The sequence below is a fragment of the Streptosporangium sp. NPDC001681 genome, from assembly GCF_040298085.1.
Lineage (GTDB): Bacteria > Actinomycetota > Actinomycetes > Streptosporangiales > Streptosporangiaceae > Streptosporangium.
This window is the reverse complement of the sequence record NZ_JBEOZN010000159.1, coordinates 1-20970: the sequence shown is the minus strand read 5'-3', so window position 1 is coordinate 20970 and position 20970 is coordinate 1. Positions and strand designations below refer to the sequence as shown.

The 20970-nt window shown below is 70.3% G+C and carries 21 protein-coding genes; 4 read left to right on the top strand and 17 right to left on the bottom strand.

Annotated elements, in window-relative coordinates; translation table 11 throughout:
* Nucleotides 1-292: 292 nt before the first annotated feature.
* The 14 genes from ABT130_RS41750 to ABT130_RS41685 form a co-directional block, all read right to left on the bottom strand.
* A complete protein-coding gene (locus ABT130_RS41750; protein WP_350965273.1) occupies nucleotides 293-1447 on the bottom strand; it encodes a thiolase C-terminal domain-containing protein in 1155 nt (384 codons plus the stop codon).
* Complete coding sequence (locus tag ABT130_RS41745; RefSeq protein ID WP_350965271.1) at nucleotides 1444-1857, bottom strand: Zn-ribbon domain-containing OB-fold protein; 414 nt, start codon at nucleotides 1855-1857, stop codon at nucleotides 1444-1446. Before ABT130_RS41745 ends, ABT130_RS41750 begins: the two co-directional genes overlap by 4 nt.
* Complete coding sequence (locus ABT130_RS41740; protein ID WP_350965270.1) at nucleotides 1854-3455, bottom strand: AMP-binding protein; 1602 nt, start codon at nucleotides 3453-3455, stop codon at nucleotides 1854-1856. The genes ABT130_RS41745 and ABT130_RS41740 overlap by 4 nt, the downstream gene beginning before the upstream one ends.
* Nucleotides 3452-4489 (bottom strand): acyl-CoA dehydrogenase family protein, encoded by a 1038-nt coding sequence (locus ABT130_RS41735; RefSeq protein WP_350965268.1) that lies wholly within the window; start codon nucleotides 4487-4489, stop codon nucleotides 3452-3454. The genes ABT130_RS41740 and ABT130_RS41735 overlap by 4 nt, the downstream gene beginning before the upstream one ends.
* Nucleotides 4486-5700 (bottom strand): acyl-CoA dehydrogenase family protein, encoded by a 1215-nt coding sequence (locus ABT130_RS41730; RefSeq protein ID WP_350910989.1) that lies wholly within the window; start codon nucleotides 5698-5700, stop codon nucleotides 4486-4488. The genes ABT130_RS41735 and ABT130_RS41730 overlap by 4 nt, the downstream gene beginning before the upstream one ends.
* The gene (locus ABT130_RS41725) at nucleotides 5697-6611 is read right to left on the bottom strand and encodes an LLM class flavin-dependent oxidoreductase (protein WP_350910988.1); all 915 of its coding nucleotides are present in this window, start codon (nucleotides 6609-6611) and stop codon (nucleotides 5697-5699) included. The genes ABT130_RS41730 and ABT130_RS41725 overlap by 4 nt, the downstream gene beginning before the upstream one ends.
* A gap of 88 nt (nucleotides 6612-6699) precedes the next feature.
* Nucleotides 6700-7485: an LLM class flavin-dependent oxidoreductase gene (locus ABT130_RS41720; RefSeq protein WP_350965266.1), complete on the bottom strand. Its 786-nt coding sequence runs from the start codon at nucleotides 7483-7485 to the stop codon at nucleotides 6700-6702.
* A 25-nt stretch (nucleotides 7486-7510) separates the two neighbouring features.
* Nucleotides 7511-8632: an ABC transporter substrate-binding protein gene (locus ABT130_RS41715; protein ID WP_350910985.1), complete on the bottom strand. Its 1122-nt coding sequence runs from the start codon at nucleotides 8630-8632 to the stop codon at nucleotides 7511-7513.
* Nucleotides 8633-8884: 252 nt separating this feature from the next.
* The gene (locus ABT130_RS41710) at nucleotides 8885-9733 is read right to left on the bottom strand and encodes a MaoC/PaaZ C-terminal domain-containing protein (protein WP_350965264.1); all 849 of its coding nucleotides are present in this window, start codon (nucleotides 9731-9733) and stop codon (nucleotides 8885-8887) included.
* 28 nt (nucleotides 9734-9761) lie between these two features.
* A complete protein-coding gene (locus ABT130_RS41705) occupies nucleotides 9762-10676 on the bottom strand; it encodes a hydroxymethylglutaryl-CoA lyase (protein WP_350965262.1) in 915 nt (304 codons plus the stop codon).
* A gap of 2 nt (nucleotides 10677-10678) precedes the next feature.
* The gene (locus ABT130_RS41700) at nucleotides 10679-11794 is read right to left on the bottom strand and encodes an acyl-CoA dehydrogenase family protein (RefSeq protein ID WP_350965260.1); all 1116 of its coding nucleotides are present in this window, start codon (nucleotides 11792-11794) and stop codon (nucleotides 10679-10681) included.
* 142 nt (nucleotides 11795-11936) lie between these two features.
* Entirely contained in the window at nucleotides 11937-12572 is a 636-nt protein-coding gene (locus ABT130_RS41695; protein ID WP_350965258.1) for a TetR/AcrR family transcriptional regulator, read from the bottom strand.
* A 61-nt stretch (nucleotides 12573-12633) separates the two neighbouring features.
* A complete protein-coding gene (locus ABT130_RS41690) occupies nucleotides 12634-13821 on the bottom strand; it encodes an acetyl-CoA acetyltransferase (protein WP_350910976.1) in 1188 nt (395 codons plus the stop codon).
* On the bottom strand, nucleotides 13821-15212 hold the full coding sequence (locus ABT130_RS41685) for a zinc ribbon domain-containing protein (protein ID WP_350965256.1): 1392 nt from the start codon (nucleotides 15210-15212) through the stop codon (nucleotides 13821-13823). Before ABT130_RS41685 ends, ABT130_RS41690 begins: the two co-directional genes overlap by 1 nt.
* A gap of 134 nt (nucleotides 15213-15346) precedes the next feature.
* On the opposite strand from ABT130_RS41685, the gene ABT130_RS41680 reads away from it, so the two are divergent.
* Genes ABT130_RS41680 through ABT130_RS41670 form a run of 3 tightly spaced genes read left to right on the top strand, consistent with a single transcriptional unit; the run spans nucleotide 15347 to nucleotide 18077 of the window.
* A complete protein-coding gene (locus tag ABT130_RS41680; RefSeq protein ID WP_350965254.1) occupies nucleotides 15347-16555 on the top strand; it encodes an acyl-CoA dehydrogenase family protein in 1209 nt (402 codons plus the stop codon).
* Entirely contained in the window at nucleotides 16552-17595 is a 1044-nt protein-coding gene (locus ABT130_RS41675) for a TIGR03617 family F420-dependent LLM class oxidoreductase (protein ID WP_350965252.1), read from the top strand. Before ABT130_RS41680 ends, ABT130_RS41675 begins: the two co-directional genes overlap by 4 nt.
* A complete protein-coding gene (locus ABT130_RS41670; RefSeq protein WP_350910968.1) occupies nucleotides 17592-18077 on the top strand; it encodes a nuclear transport factor 2 family protein in 486 nt (161 codons plus the stop codon). The genes ABT130_RS41675 and ABT130_RS41670 overlap by 4 nt, the downstream gene beginning before the upstream one ends.
* A 78-nt stretch (nucleotides 18078-18155) precedes the next feature.
* Here the strand turns inward: ABT130_RS41670 and ABT130_RS41665 are convergent, their stop codons facing one another.
* The 3 genes from ABT130_RS41665 to ABT130_RS41655 all read right to left on the bottom strand — a co-directional run bounded on the left by ABT130_RS41665 (nucleotide 18156) and on the right by ABT130_RS41655 (nucleotide 20104).
* Nucleotides 18156-18305, bottom strand: coding sequence for a hypothetical protein (locus ABT130_RS41665; protein ID WP_350965251.1), 150 nt, complete (start codon nucleotides 18303-18305; stop codon nucleotides 18156-18158).
* A gap of 32 nt (nucleotides 18306-18337) precedes the next feature.
* A complete protein-coding gene (locus tag ABT130_RS41660) occupies nucleotides 18338-18829 on the bottom strand; it encodes a flavin reductase family protein (RefSeq protein WP_350965249.1) in 492 nt (163 codons plus the stop codon).
* 639 nt (nucleotides 18830-19468) lie between these two features.
* The gene (locus tag ABT130_RS41655) at nucleotides 19469-20104 is read right to left on the bottom strand and encodes a TetR/AcrR family transcriptional regulator (protein WP_350910962.1); all 636 of its coding nucleotides are present in this window, start codon (nucleotides 20102-20104) and stop codon (nucleotides 19469-19471) included.
* A 112-nt stretch (nucleotides 20105-20216) separates the two neighbouring features.
* On the opposite strand from ABT130_RS41655, the gene ABT130_RS41650 reads away from it, so the two are divergent.
* Entirely contained in the window at nucleotides 20217-20780 is a 564-nt protein-coding gene (locus ABT130_RS41650) for an NADPH-dependent FMN reductase (RefSeq protein ID WP_350910960.1), read from the top strand.
* Nucleotides 20781-20970 lie beyond the last annotated feature (190 nt).

Sequence of the window (20970 nt, the reverse complement as noted above, 5' to 3'; positions counted from 1 at the left end):
CGGTGGTCGCCCGCGCCGGGGGTCCGGCTCTTCAAATTTTGGCTCCGGTGGCTTACCCGGCGGGGCCCTTTGCGGACCGGGGGGGGGCGGGCACCGTTCGGTGCCCGCCCCCGCCGTTTCCGCACGCGCCACCGCTCAGAGCATGCGATCGCCGCCCAGGACCAGCGTGCCCGAACTCATGCACCGCAGATCAGAGCATGCAGCCGCCGCCCAAAACCAGCCTGCCCGAACTCATGCACCGCAGATCAGAGCATGCAGCCGCCGCCCAAAACCAGCGTGCCCGAGCCGCAGATCAGAGCGTACGACCGCTGCCCAGGACCAGCGTGCCCGAGCTCATGAACATGCCGCCGACCCCGGTGGCGAGGCTGACATCGACCCCGGGGACCTGCGCCGCCGCCGTTCCGCGGACCTGGCGCACCGACTCCTGGATCGCGAACATGCCGTACATGCCGGTGTGGGTGTAGGAGAGCCCGCCGCCGTTGGTGTTCATCGGCAGCGACCCACCGGGCGCGGTGTTCCCCTCGGCGATGAACGCCGGCGCCTCGCCCCGCTTCACGAAACCGAGGTCTTCCAGTCCGTACACCGGAACGTGCGCGAACGCGTCGTAGATCATCAGATGGTCCACGTCGTCGTGCGAGATCCCGGCCTGCCGCATGGCGGCCGCCCCGCCCATCTCGATGGCGCGGGACGACGTCAGGTCGCGCAGCCCGGAGACGACCGAGGACTCGCTCGACTCCCCCGCGCCCAGCACGTAGACCGGCGGCGACGCGGAGCCGAGGTCGCGGGCCCGCTCGGCCGAGGTCAGCACCAGGGCGCCACCGCCATCGGTCACCAGGCAGCAGTGCAGCAGGTGGACGGGGTCGGCGATCACGGGCGACGCGAACACGTCCTCGACGGTGATCGGGTCGCGCAGCCTGGCGCGGGGGTTACCCGCCGCCCACTGGCGCTGCACGACCGGGACCATGGCGAACTGCTCCCTGGTCATCCCGTACGTGTGCATATAGCGGCGTACGCCGATCGGGAACAGCGACGGCGCCCCGATCGGGCCGTGCGGGACCTCGAACTGCGCCATGTACGACTGCGGCGCGGGCGCCCACGGCACCATGCCCACCCGGGAGCGCCCGGACTCACCATGCGTGACCAGCACGGTCGTGCAGAGCCCGGACACGATGGCGGCCATGGCGTGCCGCACGTGCAGCATGAACGAACTGCCGCCGACGTTCGTGCCGTCCAGATATTCCGGGACGATCCCCAGGTAGTCGGCCACGTCGATCGGAGACTCACCGGCGGACGCGACGCCGTCGACGTCGGCCGCGGTGAGGCCCGCGTCGCGCAGCGCGTTGACGGCCGCCTGGGCGTGCAGCTCCAGCGCGGACATGTCGGGGACCTTGCCGATACGGTCCGTCTCGGCGGCGCCGACAATGGCGATCTTGCCTCGGAGGCTCATCCCTCATCCTTTCTTGGCCGGAATCCGACGACCTTCCGCTCGCCCCGCTGTTCGAAGACCACTTCGAGCTCACCGTCGATGACGAGCCCGCTCCCCGCCTCACCGGCTCCGGTGACGGTGGCGAGCAGTCTGGGCCCCTCGGCCAGCCTGACGAGCGCGACCACGTACGGCACCTCGCCCTCGAACCCGGGCGCGGCGCGGTGGTTGACCACGTACGACTCCAGCGTGGCCACGCCGGAGACCGGTTCGAGCGCGACCTGGTCCGACATGCACGCCGGACAGTACGCGCGCGGATAGAGGAAGAAGTCGCCGCACTCGCGGCAGCGCGGCACCTTGAGCTCACCCCCGTCGACGGCCTCGAAGAAGCCCGCGGTGTCAGGAGTGGGCAGCGGCAGGGGTTTCGTGCTCATCCGGATCGCCTCCCGTCCGTTTCCGCCGGCCCGCCGGAGGGCTCGCCGGCTCCTTTCGCCGCCTGGGGCAGCAGGTGCTTGCGGAGTTTTCCGTTGGCGCCGCGTGGGAGCGCCTCCACCGTCTCGATCCGGCGGGGCACCTTGAACCGCGCGATCCGCTCCCGGCAGAACCGGATGATCTCGTCGCCGAAGTCCGGCTCGGCGGCGCGTTCACGCGCCCCGTCCATGGGCTGGATCACCGCGCAGACGATCTCGCCCCACTCCTGGTCGGGGATGCCGATGACAGCGGCGTCGGCGATGTCGGGGTGTTCCAGCAGCGCCGCCTCCACCTCGGCCGGGTAGACGTTGACCCCGCCGGAGACGACGACCTCGGCGGTCCGGCCGAGCAGGAAGAGGTATCCGTCCTCGTCGAGGTAGCCGAGATCGCCCACCGTCACGTAGCCGTCGGTCACGCTTGAGCGGGTCTTCTCCGGGTCGCCGTGGTATTCGAAGGCCCTGGGACCCATCTCCAGGTAGACCCGGCCCTTCTTTCCCGGACCCGGCTCGCGCCCGTGCTCGTCCATGATCCGGACGCCGGCGCCGGGCTGGGCCCTGCCGACGCTGCCGGGCCTGGCCAGCCACTCGCGGGAGTCGATGACGGTTCCCGCGGCCTCGCTGGCGCCGTAGTACTCGTACACCACCGGGCCGAACCAGTCGATGATCCCGCGCTTCACCGCGGGCGGGCAGGGGCCCGCACCGTGGATCAGGTTGCGCATGCTCGACACGTCGAACGACGCGCGTACCTCGGGGTCGAGCGCGAGCAGCCGGTGCATCTGGGTGGGCACGACGTGCGTCGTGGTCACCCGCTCCTCCTGGATGAGCCGGAGCATCCCGGCCGCGTCGAACCGCTCCATCAGCACCACCCGGTGCCCCAGGTGCAGCGACGCCAGGGCCAGCCCGTTCACGGCGGTGTGCGACAGCGGGGAGGTCACCAGATGGGTACCGTCTCCGAGCGGCTCGACGTCGAACATGCCCAGTTGCCAGAGCGCCCCGGCGCCGAGGACATCATCGGGGTCGCCACCGGCCAGCGCCCGGCTGATGCCCTTGGGACGGCCCGTGGTGCCCGAGGTGTAGGCCATGAAGGCACCGGACACGCGGTCCTCGACCCGGTCCGCGGAGAACGGGGCGGCGGCCTCCTCCAGCAGGCGAAACCCCTCGGCGGGCAGGGTGGAGAAGCGCCGCTCCCCGGCGAGCCCCACCTCGTCGAGCGCGGCCGACACGGTGTCCGCGTACCGCGGGGAGGTCACCACGGCGCCCGGCGCGCAGTCGCCCATGATGTACGCGATCTCACCGGCGCTGAGCGCGGTGTTGACCGGGATCAGGTACCACCCGGCCTGCTGGCAGGCCAGGACCGTCTCCAGGGCCGCGATCTCGTTCGCGGCCACCAGCGCCACCCGGTCGCCGGGCCGCAGGCCCAGGCCGCGCAGCAGCCGCGTGATCCGGTTCACCCGGGCCAGCAGCTCACCCGCGGTGACCGATGAGCCGTCCGGCGCGACGGCGGCGATCCGATCGGGGAAGCGCTCGGCGATCCGCCAGAACCCCAGGTTCCCGGTGCTCATCGCCGCCCTCCCGCACGGGCGACCACCATCTCGGCGAGCGCGCGCCGGTGCTCTCTGGCGGTCCCGAAGGCGGCGGACAGCGACATCGAACGCTTGAGCCAGAACTGCAACCCGTACTCCCAGGTGAACCCGATCCCGCCATGCAACTGGAGCGCCTCCAGGTCGGCCGGTTTCGCCGCCTCCCCCGCGTACGCCTTGGCGACCGCGGCCCGCACGGCGGCGTCCGGGGCGCCGGTGTCCCGAAACGCGGCCATCGAGGCGGCACCCGCCAGGTCCACCACCGTGGCGACGTTCGCCAGCTTGTGTTTCACCGCCTGGAACGATCCGACGGGCCGGCCGAACTGCCTGCGCACCTTCACGTAGTCGACCGTCACGTCGAGCAGGTGCCGGCTCACGCCGGTGAGCAGGCACGCGGCGCCGGCCACGGCCCGTGTCCAGGCCCGTTCGACCGCGGCGGCATCCCGGCTGATCACCTGCCCGTCCGCGGCGTCCCAGGCGACCCGGTAGAGCGGATAGAGCGGATCGACCGCCTCCTGCCACTCCGCGGTGAACGCCCCCTTCTCCAGGGCGCGTACGCCACCGCTCTCGCAGACGAGCAACAGGTCGGCCTGACCGGCCTCCAGCGCGACGGGGGTGCGCTCACCGAACGAGACCGCCACCAGCGCGTCACCGGAGGCGATGCGGGGCAGCCAGGCCGCCGCGAAATCCTCGGGCGCCGCCTCCTGGATCAGCGGGCCGGCCACGACCGCGGTCTCCAGGAAAGGCTCGGGCACGGCGAACTCCCCCAGAACGTGCAGCACGGGCGCGAGCACGTGCTCCGCCAGGCCCACCCCGCCCCACCGCTCGTCCAGCAGGACCGAGGTCAGGCCCAGGTCCGCCAGGCGCCCCCACAGCTCCGCGTCGTGGGCGGCGCCTGCGTCCAGGCACCGGCGCAGGTGGTCCTCGCCCGCGTACTCCTCCAGCAGCCGGCGGGTCGCCTTGAGGAGTTCCCGCTGCTCTTCGTCGAGCGGAATGTTCATCGCAGGTGTGGTCATCGTCGGGGCTCCATCGGCAGCTCCAGGAGGCGTTCGCTGATGATGTTCCGCTGGATCTCGGAGGTCCCCCCGAAGATCATGGCGGCGCGCGCGTACCAGTACCGGTGGTGCCAGTCCGCCCAGACGCGGGCGGCCTGTGGGGTGAGCGCCTCTCGCACCACGGACGAGCCGCCGCCCATGGTGCCGAGCCCGCCCATCAGGTCCAGGCCCGCGGCGAAGATGTGGTGTTGCGTCTCGGTCCAGTACAGCTTGTTGATGCTGGCCTGCAGGTCGAGGTTGACGCCGTTCTCCGACAGCTCGGCGAGCCGGTAGACGTTGGCCCGGTACACCTCGGTCTCGACGAAGAGCCGCCCCAGCTCGTCCAGGGCGAGCGGGTCGTCATCAAGGCCACGCGCCCGCACCAGCTCCGCGAACGACTCGACGTCGGCGGAGTATTTGGCGTGGTCGCCGAAGACGGCGCCGCGCTCGAAGCCGAGCGTGGACATCGCGACCCGCCAGCCGTCGCCGATCTCCCCCACCGCGTTCGCGACGGGCACCCTGACGTCGGTGAAGAAGACCTCGGCGAAGCCCTTCGTCCCGTCCACCATGGCCAGCGGGCGGACCTCCACCCCGGGGGAGCGCAGGTCGACGCAGAGGAAGGTGATCCCCCGGTGCTTCTTCTCCCTGCCCGCCTCGGGATCGGTGCGCACCAGCGCGAATATCCAGTCGGCGAAGCCGCCGAACGACGTCCAGGTCTTCTGGCCGTTGACGACGAACTCGTCGCCCTCGCGGACCGCCTGCGTGCGCAGCGAGGCCAGGTCGGAGCCGGAATCGGGCTCGCTGAACCCCTGGCACCAGATGTCCTCGCAGGACAGCAGCCGCGGGATCCAGCGCCTGCGCTGCTCCTCCGTGCCGTAGCGCATCAGGATCGGGCCGAGCAGGTACAGGCCGCCCATGTTGACCCGGGCGGGCGCCCCGGCCCGGTAGTACTCCTCGGCGAAGGCGATGGTGTGGAAGAGGTCGGCGCCGCGGCCGCCGTACTCCTCGGGCCAGTCGATCGCCGCGTAGCCGCCCTCGAAGAGCACTCGCTCCCACTCCCGGTGCTGCTCGAACCCCTCCGGGCTCGTCCAGGACCCCAGTGGTCCGCGCGGCACGTGCTCCTCCAGCCAACCGCGCACCTGCGCGCGGAACGCCTCGGTGTCGGGCGCGGCGGCACCGTTTCGCAAGCTCATACCGCAAGCCCCAGTGCCTGCGAGATCTCGTGCATTACATCTCCATAGTTCTCGGGTGTCATGCGCAGGGAGAGGTTCACTCCGTTCGCTCCGAGTTCGAGGTAGCGCTCCACCATCGGGCGTAGCTCGGCGAGGGCGCCGTGGAACCGGAGGCCGGCGACGACGTGGAAGTCCTCACGGGAGCGGCCGTTCTCCCGCAGCCCCGCCTCGACCTCGGCCAGGTGGCGGGAGAAGTCCCCGGTGGTGAGGTTCCACGGATACCAGCCGCCGGCGTACCTGGCCGCGCGGCGGATGGCCGCCTTCGAATGGCCGCCGACCAGGATGCGCGGCAGCGGCCGGCCCGTGTCGGGCATGGCGGGCACCCCCGGCTCGCCACCGGTACGGCCCCAGAGCTCGGAGACGCGAGCCAGGTTGCTCTCGCACCGGGCGCCGCGTTCGGCGAAGGGTACCCCGGCGGCGGCGAACTCCTCCGCCGACCAGCCGACCCCCACCCCCATGTCGAAGCGCCCGCCGGTGAACAGGTCGAGTGTGGCCAGTTCCCTGACCAGGAGGCGCGGGTCGCGCATCGGCAGCAGCAGCACCGAGGAGCCGACGCGCAGCCGCGTGGTGTGGCGGCACAGTTCGGCGGCCGCCTGGAGCACGTCGAGCAGCCCCTGCTCCTGGGCCGCCTCCACCCGGGGCGCGGTCGCGGCGGCGTCGCCGTACCTGTGGACCTCGACCACCTCGGGGTTGGCCGAGCTGGGAGCGGCCGGGTAGGGGTAGGCCGACTCGTACTCCTCGAAGAAGACCAGGTGCTCAGGCAGCCACAGCGCGGAGAAGCCCGCCGCCTCGGCGGTCAGCGCGAACGTGCGCATATATGCCAGGTCCCGTTGCGCGGACCCGTCGAACAGGTCCACCAGACCGATCTCCATCGCCGCTCCTTCCGATCTCGTCGTCGTGTGGAGAGCCGTTTCAAGCCGTCGTGCGAGGGCGCACGCGTGAGGTTCGCGCGGGGCCGGGTCAGGCCCCGGCGAGGGCGCGCAGCCGCTCGGGCGAGGGCAGGTCGCCGTAGACCGCGACCAGTTCGTCGACCCGGATGGAGGGGTCGCGGGTCAGCAGCTCGCGCGCCGGACCGATCTCCTGCTCGGGGACGAACCAGGTGCGTCTGACCTCACCCTGGTCGCGACCCGCGTCACCGAGGGTCCTGGCGAGCAGGGCGAGGGCGCCGGGGAGGTCGGCGGGCGTCAGCAGCCAGCCGAGCCACCCGTCCGCCTCGCGGGCCAGCAGCCGCAGCACGTCCTCGCCGCCGTGGCGCATATGGATGCCGGGTCCGCCGCCGACCGGCCGGGGCAGGGCGATCGCGCCGCTGAACGCGACGCGGTCGCCCTGGTGGGAGGCACGGCGTTGTGACCACAGGGCCCGCATCGCCGCCAGGTACTCCGACGTCGTGCCAAGCGTGTCCCCGTCGGGGGCGCCGCCCAGAGCGAGCGGCACCTCCTCGAGGTCCAGCCCGTATTCCAGCCTGCCGCCGGCGAACCAGTCCAGCGTGGCGACCTGCTTGGCCCGCAGTGCCGGACCCCGCACGGAGAGGATGTCCCCGCTCAGCCCGAGGCGGATCGAACCGGTCGCCCGGGCCGCGCACTGCAGTCCGAGGACCGCGTCGTGTCCGCCACCGATCTGCTCTCGGTCGCCGACCGCCCACCACGACGCGAGGCCCGCGGCCTCGGCCGCCGCGGCGGCCGCCTCGATCTCACCGGGCAGGCCGGGCCCGCCGACCGTGATGTCGCACGCTACGCCGTACTCCATTGGAACGTTCCTCCGCTCTCGGAGCTCAGCCTGCGGGGTTCAGCAGGGTGAGCTTCCCGTCGCCGGTCCACTCGAGGTAGACACCGGGATCGTCCAGGACCGCCTGGCCGTTCTCGTAACGGAGCTGGCCGTAGACGGTGTCCTGGGTGGTGATCTGCGACAGCGCCTTGCCGACCGCCTCGGGCGACGGGTCGCCGGACTTCTTGAGGCCTTCCGCCAGCAGCCACATCGCGGTGTAGCCCTGGGCCGCGAACATGTCGGGCTCGGCGCCGAACTTCTTGGTGTAGAGGTCGGTGAACTTCTTGGCGGTCTCATTGGCCGAATGACCCGCGGCGAAGGGGGTGGCGAACGCGAGGCCCTTCAGGCCGGCCCCGCCGGTCTCGAACAGGACCGGGCCCGAGGCACCGTAGCTGGACAGGATCCGCTTGTCGTAGCCGCGCTCGCGCAGCGACCTGGCCAGCAGCGAGGACGACAGGCCGAGCATGCTGCTGATGACGACGTCCGGCTTCTTGGCCTCGATCTGCGCGGCGGGCGCGGTGAAGTCCCGGTCGGCGGCGCTGGTCGAGACGGTGTCGAGCACCTGAACGCCGTTGCGCTCCATCGCGCTCTTCCAGACCTTGCCGTCGGCGACCATGGCGTCGTTGTCGCCGTTGACGACCAGGACGGCGGTCTTGTAGCCCTCCGCCTTCACCATGTTGTCGACGAACTTGTCGTAGACGCCGCCCGGCGCGGACGGCAGGATGACGGGGCGGAACAGGTCGGGCGGAGAGGCGAGCCCGTCCAGGATCGCCGAGGTGACGACCCCGGGTGTCTTGCTCTGCCTGATGACCGGCGCCAGGGCCCCGGCCTCACTGGACAGGCCGCAGCACAGCACGCCGGACGCGCCGTCGGCGACGTACTGCCGGTAGAGGGCGATCGCCTTGGCCGGGTCGGACTTGATGTCCTCCACCTTCAGCTCGACGGTCGCGCCTTCGCCGAGGAACCCGGTCTGGTTGATCTCCTCCGCGGCGAGCTCGGCACCGTTTGCGATGGGCTTGCCCGCGAACGCGGCGGCGCCGCTGAGCAGGGCGGGGAAGCCCACCTTGTAGACCTGGCCTTCGTCCGGCCCACTGCCACCCGACGAACCGCACGACGTGAGAATCATCATGACGGAGAGGGCCGCGCTGATGACAGCGAGGCTCGAACCTCTCCTTGCACTCTTGAGACGAGACACTGCTTACCCTCCTGGGCTAGGCCCCCAACAACCGGACCCCCGCCTTTAAAGCAAACGCTTGCTTTAAAGCAACTGTTTGATTATGCGAGACGTGATATTGGAAAAGCAAGAGGTCAACGCGGTTTTTCGGTGGGAGTGGCGGTCGGGAGGCCTGTTCCCCCTGGCCTTCGGTGGCCGGTGCCGCCGTCAAACGTCCAGAAGGGCGCCGCCGCGGTCGATGACCGTGCCGCCCTCCTCGGTCGAGGTCAGGAAACGGACGTCGGCGCCGTCACGCCAGAGCGCCACAGAAAGGGTGTCCCCCGGCGTCACCGGTCGGCTGAAGCGCCCTGACATGCCCCTCAACCGGGAGGCGTCCCCGTCGCAGAGCCCGTTCACGATGGCGCGGGCGGTGAAGCCGTAGGTGCACAGGCCATGCAGGATCGGTCGCGGGAACCCGTACTTCCCGGCGAAGACCGGATCGGAGTGGAGCGGGTTGCGATCCCCGGTGAGCCGGTACAGGAGCGCCTGGTCGGGCCGGGTGGGCATGCTCACCACGACGTCCGGCTCGCGGTCCGGCGCCGCCCACTCCGACCGGGGGCCGCGCTCCCCGCCGAAGCCGCCGGCCCCGCCCAGGTAGGCGCAGGAGCGGGAGACCGCGAGCGGTTCCCCGGTGGCGGCGTCGGCCGTGCGGGTCTCGGTCCAGAGCAGGGCGTCCCTTCCCTTGTCCCACATGTCGGTGACCGTGGTCGTGGACACCGCCCTGCCCTCGGGAGGCAACGGGCGCTCCAGCAGGAAGTGCTGTTCGGCGTGGACGGCCTTGCCGGGGTCGTAGGAGCCGACCTCGGGCAGTCCGCCGATATGACCGATGAGCACGGCGAAGCTCGGGATGACCTGCTGGCGGACGCCGGTGCTGTTCTCCGTGGTGAACTGGAGCTCGCCGCCCGGGTCCCGCGCCCCGGCTCCGACGGCGAGCGCGTACAGCAGCGACTCGCGGGCGGTCCACTCGATCTCGAAAGGGCCGACCGTACTGCCGATGTAGGCGGGGTCCAGGGGCATGCTGTTCTCCGGTCCGGTCAACGTGGGGTCAGGATGCGGCGAGCCGGGATCGCGGGCCCGCCTTGAGGAGGCGCGACGGCAGTTCGCGGCCGACGATCCGCTGGGCGAGGTCGGCGACCTCCAGCAGCGCGTCCAGGTCGACGCCCGTGTCCACGGACAGTTCCTGGAGCAGGTAGACCGCTTCCTCGGTGGCGATGTTGCCGCTCGCCCCCGGGGCGTAGGGGCATCCGCCCAGGCCGCCGACGCTCGCGTCGAACTCGGTGACGCCGGACTCCAGGCCCGCGACCAGGTTGGCCATGCCGGTGCCCCGGGTGTCGTGGAAGTGCAGGGCGACCCGGACATCGGGCGCCTGCTCGCGGAAGAGGCCCACGATCCGGCGTACCCGGGGCGGCGAGCCCATCCCCGTGGTGTCGCCGAAGCAGATCGAGTCGGCCCCGTCGGCGACGGCGCGCAGCGCGAACGCGGCGACGCGTTCCGCTGCGATCTCACCCTCGTAGGGGCAGCCGAACGCGGTGGCGACGATCACCTGGCAGCTGGCGCCATTGCCGTGGGCGAAGTCGATGACCTCGGCGATCCCGTCGAGCGACTGCTCCGGGGTGCGGTTCACGTTGCGCAGGTTGTGCGTCTCCGACGCCGAGACCATGATCTCCAGGTCGGTGAAGCCCTCGGCCAGGGCACGCTGCGCCCCGCGCAGGTTGGGCACCAGCGCCGAGTACTCGATGCCCGCGACCGGTTCCACCGCGCCCCACACCTCGGAGGCGTCCGCCATCTGCGGGATGGCTCTGGGGTGGACGAACGCCACGGCCTCGATACGCGACAGACCGGTCGTGCCCAGTGCCGCGATCAGCTCCGCCTTGCGGATGGTGGGCACCGGGAGTTCGTTCTGGAGCCCGTCGCGCGGACCCACCTCACGCAGGACGACACTGGACGGCATATCGGACATGTCTAGACTCCGAGGTTCCGGGCGACGATCTCGCGGTGGTACGTGGGGGTGCCGAAGAGGGAGAAGTCGGTCAGCGCCCGTCGGAAGTGGTGGGAGAGCTCGTGCTCCCAGGTGAACCCGATCCCACCGTGAACATGGATCGCCTCCCTGACCACGTGCAGCACCGCGTCCGAGGCTCGCGCCTTCGCCATGGAGGCGGCGTTCTCCCAGCCCGGCTCCGCGGCGGCGGCCTGGTCGAGCGCGGACTCCACCGCCGACCTCGCCGACTGCGTCTCCGCGTACATGTCGGCCAGCTTGTGCTTGATCGCCTGGAAGGACCCGATGGCCCGCCCGAACTGGGTGCGCGTCTTGGCATAGTCGATGGCCAGCCACAGGCACCGCTCGCCGATGCCCAGAGCGTCCGCCGCGGTCAGCAGCGCCCCTTCGGTGAACGCCCGAGAGGCCAGGGCGGCCGCCTCGGCCCCCTCGGCCAGCACGCGCCCGGGGACACGGTCCATCCTGAGCACTGCCAGGTCCCGGCTGTCGTCCAGCGCCTTCATCGGCTCGACGGCGAGGCCGCCGGCGCCGCGCTCGACGAGCACCAGGCAGGCTTCCTGCGGCGCGGCGGCTCCCGCGGCGCGGGCCAGGACGACAAAGTGCGTCGCCTCTCCACCCGCGGCGACGAATCGCTTGAGCCCGGAGACCCGGCAGCCGCCGTCCGCACGCTCCACCTCGGTGCCCGGGGAGGCGAGGTCGGTCCCTGCGGAGTCCTCGTGCAGCGCCAGGGCCACGACCGCGCGCCCGGCCACGATCTCGTCCAGGAGGCCGCGATTCCGGTCGACGCCCGCCCGCCCCAGCAGCGGCACCGCCAGGCCGGCCGTCACGAGGAGCGATGCCGGCAGCCCGACCCGTCCGGCCTCGATCAGCGCCGTGCCCAGGTCGGCGATCGACCCGCCCTGGCCGCCCGCGTCCTCGTCCAGCAAAAGGCCGAGGATGCCCAGTTCCTCGGCGAAGGCCTGCCACAGCGGCTCCTCGGCCCCTCCGCGGGAGACGCGGCTGACCTCGGCCGGACTGTGGGCATCGAGAAACCGCCCGACGGTGTCCCCGAACTCTGCACGGAGGTCTGCGTCCACCCGCATGCGTGTCCTTTCACTATTTCAAGCAAGCAGTTGCTTCATTTTCTTCCTAGACTGCCGCGATCCGATTCCGGAGCCACCGAACGCGGCCCGGGGGGAGCGACGGGAAGGCCCCCTGCCCCGCCCGGTCAGCGAGGTCAGCGGCTCACGGGACCTGCACGCCGCGCAGGAGCAGCACGGTCTCGATCTCGATCAGCTCGTCGATGGTCACGGAACCCGCCGGGTCGAACCAGCGGATGACCGCCTGAACGGCGCCCATCACGGTCCGGTAGACCATCCGCGCGCTGAACTCGCCGCGGAACGCGCCGCTGTCCATGCCCGCCTGGATGACGTCTATCCAGATCCGCTCGACCTCATGCTGGCGGTCGACGATGGAGGGGAAGTCCTGCACGTAGGACCAGTCGTTCTGCAGGATCAGGACCTCGTTGCGGTTGCGGACCAGGCTTCGCAGCGCCCTCGCCATCAGCCCGGTCAGCGCCTCGGAGGGATCGGCGGCCTCCGCCACCGCGGACTGGTATTCCCGGATGATCACGCCGAGGTAGTCGACGAGCACCTGCTCGACGATCGCCTCTTTGGAGTCGAAATAGTAGTAGAGGCTCCCCGAAAGCATGTTCGCCTCGTCGGCCACGTCCCGCACTGTCGCGTTGGCGAAGCCCTTCTCGGCGAAGACCTTGGAGGCGGCGAGCAGAACGCTTTCCTTACGCGCCTGTCCGGCGGGCGATCCCATCGACCTTCGCCGTGTCTGGGAAACGCTCTTGGTGGTCTTTCCTGGAGGGGTCATCGACTCGTCCTACCTCAACTGAACATGGGGCGAAATCTTCAGGCGCGTATATCACGCCGACTCAGGGTGCCTGACTGGACACGATCGAGACGGCGCTCACGAGCGCGCCGGGACTACCTCCTTGATTTTGCACTAGTCCGAAGGCGGGATTCGCGACTTGGCGCTCACCGGCCTCACCCCGGAACTGCTGCCACATCTCGAAGAGCATCCGCAGGCCGCTCGCGCCGACAGGGTGGCCGAAACTCTTCAGCCCCCCGTCCGGATTGACCGGCAGCGCGCCACCCAGGTCATAGCGACCCGCCAGGACATCCCGCCACGCCTGTCCGCGCGCCGAGAAGCCGAGCTCCTCCATCAGCACCAGCTCGGTCGGTGTGAAGCAGTCGTGCACCTCGGCCAGCGAGATCTGGCCGGCCGGGTCGGTGATGCCGGCCTGCTCGTAGGCGGTCTGGCTGGAGTGGACGACCTCGGGCAGATCGCAGTAGTCGTACCGGTCGTCGTTGCGCCCGGTCGCGGCCCCCGCGCTCAGCGCGAGCGCGTGCACGTACAGCGGACGGTCGGTATACCTGTGCGCGTCCTCGGCCCGGACGATGATCGCCGCCGCACCGCCGTCCGCGACACCGGAGCTGTCAAAGACACTGAGCCTGCCGGCGATCGCCGGCGCGCGAGCGATGACCTCCTTGGAGACGTTCTTACGGAACTGCGCCCGAGGGTTTAGTGCACCATTGGCATGGTTTCGCCATGCAATGTGTGTCATGGCCTCTTTGACCTGTTCCTCGGAAATCCCATAACGCCGCGCGTACGACGGCACGATCATCGAGTACATGGCGGGCGCGCTCAGATTCGGCGGCGTACCGTCATTGGGCACGCTGGGCATTTCCAGCCCGGAGAAACCAAAATCCTTCAGCTTCTCCCCGCCCACCGCCATCACCGTGTCATAGGCGCCGGAGGAGACCGCGTAACAGGCGTTCCTGAACGCCTCGGATCCGGTGGCGCACATGTTCTCGACCCGGGTGACCGGCCGGTTGCTGATATTCATCGGTCTGGTCAGGGTGAGGCCGGAAACACCGGAGGTCATCGTTCCCAGCCAGTAGGCGTCCACGTCGCCCAGCTCCAGGCCCGGGACGCTCCGCACGGCGCCGAGGGTCGCCTCGACCAGGAGGTCGTCCACCGACCGGCCCCAGAGCTCGCCGAATCTGGTGCAGCTCATGCCTACGATGGCCACCGGGTTCTGTAGAGCGTGGGCGGGCATCAGGACTCCTCCTTGTAGGGGTGAACCTTCCAGATGTAGTTGCGGATCTCGTTGGACGCCACGCTCGCGAGCCGGAAGACAGGCGCGACCCGATCCCCGATGGCCACCTCACGCCCGGGAGCGTCGGTCATCTCGAACTCGAACCGGCCACCGCCGTCGAAGTCGACGGCCACCGCCTTGGCCGGCAGCTGCACGGACTCCGAGAGCCAGTCGTCGGTGAATGTCGCGACGGTGCCCAGCAGGTCCCGCATGGGCGCGGGCTCGCCCTGGTCGACGGCCCCGCAGCCGAGGCAGACCTGCCGCGGCGGGAGGTTGCGGGTCCCGCAGGCGGTGCAGCGGGCCGCGGTGAAGGAGAACTTCCAGCGCATGGTCCGCCACGACGCCGGCGGGGCGGGAGCCTTGACCTCGGGACGCCGCGGCGGCTCCCGGTCCAGCACGCCCCGCCAGGTGAGGTAGTCGGCGTATCCAAGCGGGAACACCGTGGAGGACACCGGGGAGGCACCCGCCGCGCGGAACGCGCCGAGCTCGGGCGTGGCGCGGAACACGAACGCGTCGGCCCCGTCCGCGGCCAGGACGGCCAGGATCGTCTGCCCGGGCTCGGCCCGGTCCAGCGCGGCGCAGAGCCGCAGCCCGAAGTCCGCGGTGCCCGCGTAGCCGGTGTCATCGGCCAGGCCGGCCGCGAGCTGGTCCGCGCCGAAGCGCCTGCGCGCGGCCTGTACGGCGCGCAGGTGCGGGCCGCTGATCACCACGTGGTCGATCTCGGACGGTTCGAGCCCTGCCTCCTTGGCCGCCTCCGCGGTCACCGCCTCGATCAGCTCCAGGTATTCGTCGACGCCGAAGCGCTCCTCCCAGGACCGGGTGCGCAGCGCGCCCGGGGAGCGCCAGCGGTCCAGCAGCTCCATGGTGCGGACCGCGCTGCCCAGCAGCTCGGCGACCGGGTTCTCCCCCATCGCGAAGGCCGCGGCGGCGTCTCCGCCGTACAGTTCGTCCTCGGAACCGGGAAGTCCGTACCGCAGGTCGGCCAGGGCGACGACGGCTCCGGCGCCCCTGAGGCCCGCGCGGAAGGCGCCCGCGCCGGACCGAATGGAGCCGCACGCGTCGAAGGCCGCCAGCTCCTCGGGCAGGCCGAGCGCCATGGCGACCGCCGAGGCGTTGCTCCGCTCCATGTAGGCGGGGCGGGAACTGGCGAACCAGAGCTCGGCTGGGAGAAAGCCGGGCGACCGCCGCAGGGCGCGCCGCAGCGCCTCCACCGCGAGGGTCGTGCTGTCCTCGTCGTGCGAGGCCACCGAACGGGTGCCCTTCAGCCCCGGAAGCCCGAGAGACCTGCCGATCTCACTCCGGTCGAGCCGGTAGGCCGGGATGTAGGCGCCGTAGGCGGTGATTCCGATCATCAAGGTTCCTCTTGGTCCCGGGCCGGGCGGATGCTCACCCCACGAAGCATGTAAATCAAGCATTTGCTTTGCTAGCATAGCCAGCCCCGAACAGCTGAAGCAAACGCTTGACGGGGCTGAACCGTTGGAGGACCATGAACCGGCTACCCGACGAGGACGAATTCCACCGCGAGGCGGTCGCGTTCCTCGGCTCCTACGCCACCCGCCGCTCCGATGAGACCGGTCAAGCGGTCTGGGGCCGTGGCGACGACCGGGTCTCCGTTGTCGCCGAGCGGGCCGAGGGCGAGGAGGAGGAGATCGCCCGTCTCAAGGACTACCGCGCCGCCCTCGACCGGGCGAGGCTCGCCTGGATCGACGGCCCGGCCGCCTACGGCGGGCGCGAGCTACCGACGCACTACGCGACCGGGTTCCGCGAGCTGGAGTCCCGGTACGACCTGCCCGATGACGGCTACACGAGATTCAGCGTCTCGACGTTCTGCCCCGCGCTGCTGAAGCATGGCTCGGAGTTCCTCAAGCAGACATACCTGCACCGCCTCAGGAGCGCCCGGCTCCTCGCCTGCCAGCTCTTTTCCGAGCCAGGCGCGGGGTCCGACCTGGCCGGCCTCAGCACCAGGGCGGAGCGGCACGGCGACGGGTGGATCCTCAACGGGCAGAAGGTCTGGAGCTCCGGCGCTCACTACAGCGACCTGGGGCTGTGCATCGCGCGCACGAACCGCGACGCGCCCAAGCACGCCGGCCTGTCCACCTTCCTGGTCGACATGCGGGCCCCTGGCGTCGAGATCCGCCCGATCCGGCAGCTGACCGGCGGCGCCTCCTTCGACGAGGTGTTCCTCACCGACGTGTACGTGCCCGACGACCACCGCCTCGGCGAGGTGGACCAGGGCTGGCGGGTGGTGGTCGACGTGCTGCTCAACGAGCGCGGCGCGATCGGCCTGGAGAGCGGCATCGACGAGGCGCTGCTGTTCCGCCTGGTCGACCTGGTCAGGCACACCGGCGCCGCCGGGGACCCCCGGGTCCGCGACGCCCTGGCCGACCTGCACATCCGGAGCTGGGCGGCGCGCGAGACCACGACCCGGCTGCTCGCCGCCGCCAAGGGCGGAGTGCCGGGGCCCGAGCTCGCCCTGTCGAAGCTGATCCTCGTCGATCTGCTGCGCAGGGCCGGCGACATCGCCTCCGACGTGCTCGGCACCGCGATGATCGCCGACACCGGCGAGTGGGGGACGTTCGCCTGGTCGGAACTGACCCTCGGGCTGCCCGGCCTGCGGGTCGGCGGCGGGACCGACGAGATCCTCCGCAACGCGGTGGGCGAGAGAGTACTGGGACTACCGAAGGACGCCAGATGAAGATCGATCTCGGGATGATCGGTTCCTCCGCCGCCGTGTGCGGCCCGATCGCCACACGGGCCGAGCGGGTCGGTTTCGACGGCCTGTGGGCCAGCGAGAGCGTGACCGACGCCTTCCTGCAGTCGCAGGCGGCCCTCACCGCCACCACCACGACCACGGTCGGCACCGCCATCGCCGTCGCCTTCGCCCGCAATCCGATGTCCACCGCCTACCTGGGCTGGGATCTGGCCGCACTGTCGGGCGGGCGATTCGTCATGGGGCTGGGCACCCAGATCCAGGCACACATCGAGCGGCGCTTCTCCATGCCGTGGAGCAGCCCGGTGGCGCGGATGCGCGACTTCCTCACCGCGATGAACGCGATCTGGACCGCTTGGCGCACCGGGTCGAAGCTGAACTACGAGGGCACCCACTACCGGCACACCCTCATGTCGCCGGTGTTCACGCCGCCCCACCACGACCTGGCCATCCCCGTGATGATCGCCGCCGTCGGGGACAGGATGACCGAACTCGGCGGGGAGCTGTGCGACGGCCTGATCCTGCACGGCATGACCACCACGGCCTACCTGGACGAGGTCACCCTGCCCGCGCTGCGGCGCGGCATGGAGACGGCCTCACGCGACCGGTCGGAGGTCTCGCTGTACTGCCCCATCTTCATGGTGATGGGTGACACCGAGGAGCAGTTCGAAGAGATGAAGCGCAAGACCCGGGAGCAGATCGCCTTCTACGCCTCCACCCCGGCCTACCGCGGAGTCCTCGCCTCGGTCGGGTACGAGGAGCTGCAGCCCGAGCTACAGGCGCTGTCCCGCGCGGGCGAGTGGGCCAGGATGGGCGATCTGATCGACGACACCCTCCTCGGGCACATCGCGGTCCTGGGGCGGCCCGAGGAGATGCCGAAGCTCTGCAAGGAGCGGTTCTCCGGCCGCCTGGACCGGATCTCCTCCTACCATCCATGGCCGGTGGACGACGACGACCGGCTGGCTGAGATCCTCCGCGGGTTCGCGGACGGAGCGGAGAACAGAGTGGAGGAGGTGGCCCGATGAGTGGTCTCACCGAGGAGTCGCTGCGGCGGCTGGCCGACAAGGAGGCCGTCACCGAGGTGCTGCTGGCCTACTGTGACCTGGTGGACCGCGGCGAGGTGGACGAATTGGCCGGCCTCTTCACCGAAGGCGCCTCGTTCGACTACGGCAACGGCGCGGTCTTCACCGGCAAGAAGACGCTGCACGCCCTCTTCACCGACCGGCTGGGCCGGTACCGCGCCACCAACCACCACGCATCGAACATCCGGGTGGGTTTCTCCGGCGACTCGTCCGCATCGGCCGTCAGCTACGTCTACGCCTGGCACGAGAGCGTGGAGAGCGGCGAGCAGCTGCACGTCTGGGGGCGGTACACCGACACGCTGGTGCGGTCGGAGCAGGGCTGGCTGCTGGACACTCGCCAGGTGCGGGTCGCCGGCGCCTCGGCGCAGCCCGCGTTCCCACTGCCCGAGCGGTTCGAGCGGTACCCGCGCAGGGACCTCGGCTGACGGTGCGCGAACGCGCGAGCGCCCTCCCGGCCGGGCCGGGAGGGCGCTCGCGTGCACCGGGCCGGACACGGTCTGCGATCAGGCGTGGCGGTGCATGCCACCGTCGATGTGGATGGTCTCAGCGGCGATGTCGCCGGCGACATGTTCCGGTAGGTCACCGCGGCGGGCGACCGGGAGCAACCCGGCCCCCTCCGCCGGCCCACGGGCGATCGCCCGCCCGATGCCCATGCCCGCACGCGCTCCCGCGAGTCCGAGGTCCGTCAGGGGGTGCCGATCGGCACGAGCTCGTGGTAGCGGCCGTCCAGGTAGGCCAGCGGGGCGTTGTCGCCGCCACCGTTCATACAGGCCTCCACCACCCGGCCGATCACGATCGTGTGGTCGCCGGCCTGGACGCGCTCGGTGAGCAGGCACCTCACCCAGGTCGCGACCCCGTGCAGCAACGGTTCGCCGGAGGAGAGGGCGGTCCACAACTCCGGGTCGCTGAAGCGCTCCTGCGCGCTGCGCGCGAAGCGGGTCGCCAGGTCCGACTGCCCGGCCTCCGGCCAGTGGATGAGCACGCTCTCGGCCCTGGAGAGCGCCGCCAGGCTCGACGAGGTCTGTGCGATCGCGAACGACAGCAGCGGCGGGTCCATCGACACCGAGACGACCGAGGTCGCGGTGAACCCCACAGGTCCGCTCGGTGACCCGAGCGTCACCACGGTGACCCCCGCCGGATGGCGCCGGAACACCGAACGGAACAACTCACCTGACACAGAGCGCTCATCAGTCACAGCAACCATCCCGCCACTTCCAGATCGGTGATCGATTCACCGTGTTCACCAGCCGATCGAGGGCGTCCGAGCTCAGAGCGAGGCCGAGCAGAGCCGGGTGGCAGAACCAGCCAGCCTGGACATCTCGACCTTAAAAGGCAGTGGCACAAATGTCAAGCAATTGCTTGCTTTACACACGACGGCGCAGCGCCCGTACCGCTTCGAAACTCATCGCACATGGCCTGAACTGGAGGTATGCGGCTCGTGACACTCGTTGATCACTCCCCGGCGCCCGATCCGGCCTTCCACCGGCACGACGGCTTGCCCCGTTCTTCGTGATCGGGTGGTCGTTACGGCGGGATCGGTGCGGTGATCGACATGCGCGCCGAGCACCCGACCGGAGGTGTCGCTCGTCGTAGATCAGTATCCGGTCGGCGCACTCGGCCCACCCCCTGCCGGAGTCGCCCCGGCTCGGCGGACATGTCAGGACTTTCGGCCACGCGGCAGCACAGCCGTCTCCGTGGGTGTTCTCAAGGGCCTGATCCCTGTTGCGGCTTGTTGATCCCGCCGTGCGATCAATGCCGCTGGAGGCACTTCACCGCCGCCGGCCCGGCACTCGCGAAAGCCACACTCGGGCAAGGCCTACCGGCGCGTCACGCGGGCGACGAATTCCACCCAGCCCGCCTCGAGGCGCTCCGCGGACAGGTTGCGTTCACTGCGCAGATAGTCGATGAGCGCCGTGTCCAGGTAGCCGAGCAGCGCTTCCGCGAGGAGCTCGATGTCGCCGGTGACGCCGGCCTCGCGCAGCAGGACCGCCACATGCGTGACGCGGACCGCACGAGCCGGAACGGCGTAACGACGCTTGGAACACTGCTCCGCCTCAAGGTACAGGTCGGTGTACTTCATCAGATGACGAAGGGTCGCGACACCAAACGCCTCAAGCCGCTCCACCGCCGGCGCACCGGGCCCGAGCGGAGGGGGACCGGACAGAAACGTCTCCTGGTACTCGCGCTCCGCGTGGTCCAGCAGGGCGCGCATCAGACCCACTCGGTCGCCGAAACGACGGAAGACCGTGCCCTTGCCGACCGAGGCGGCGACGGCGACGGCCTCCATCGTCACGTGTTCCGCGCCTCGCTCCGCCACCAGCCGGGACGCGGCCTCAAGCAGGCGCATCCGGTTGCGTGCCGCGTCGGCACGCTCCTGATGACGCTCGTCCGCCAGAGGCAGCCCCCGCATCGGGGGCGATGCGACCTGAGTGGGGGCGGGGGGTCGGGTCATCTGCCCAGCATAGCGCGCCCGAGCACAAGTGGACCGCAGTCCGCTTATGTGATACATCTACTTTCGGGACGATTGTCCATAAATGACCGTTTTACCTCCAATAGGAGTTTTCATGTCCGTCCGCATCCTCGCCCTCGTCGGCAGCCTCCGGGCCGCCTCGCACAATCGGCAGCTCGCCGAAGCGGCCGTCAAGCTCGCCCCCGAGGGCGTCGAGGTCGAGATCTGCGAGGGTCTCGCCGACGTCCCGTTCTACAACGAGGACATCGACGTCGAGGGCAGCGTTCCCGAGGCCGCCCTGAAGCTCCGCGAGGCCGGTCGGCGGGCCGATGCCTTCCTCCTCTTCTCGCCCGAGTACAACGGCACGATTCCGGCCGTCCTGAAGAACGCGATCGACTGGTACTCCCGTCCCATGGGCTCCGGCACCTTCGTGGGCAAGCCCGTGGCGGTCGTCGGCACGGCGTACGGCCAGTACGGCGGCGTGTGGGCTCAGGACGAGGCACGCAAGGCCATCGGCATCGCAGGCGGCACCGTCCTCGACGACGTCAGGCTTTCGATCCCCGGCTCCATCGTCCGCTTCGCCGAGACCCACCCGGTCGACGACAGCGAGATCACCGAGAGGCTGCCCACCGTGCTGAAGCAGGTGGCCGCCGCGGCCGAGCAGGCCACGGCGGCCTGAGGAACACAGCCGTTCCCACCGGCTCTGGAACGCCTGTCCACTTCGGCCGGGAGGGTTCGTGTCCTGTCGTCCGCACCGCCGGAACGGGTTTTTGGGGGGGGGGGGGGGGCGCGGAGATAGGGAGAAAAAGACGGAGTAAAACACAAAACAAAAAAAGAAAAATGTGTTAGGGGAGTGTGGGTTTTTTATG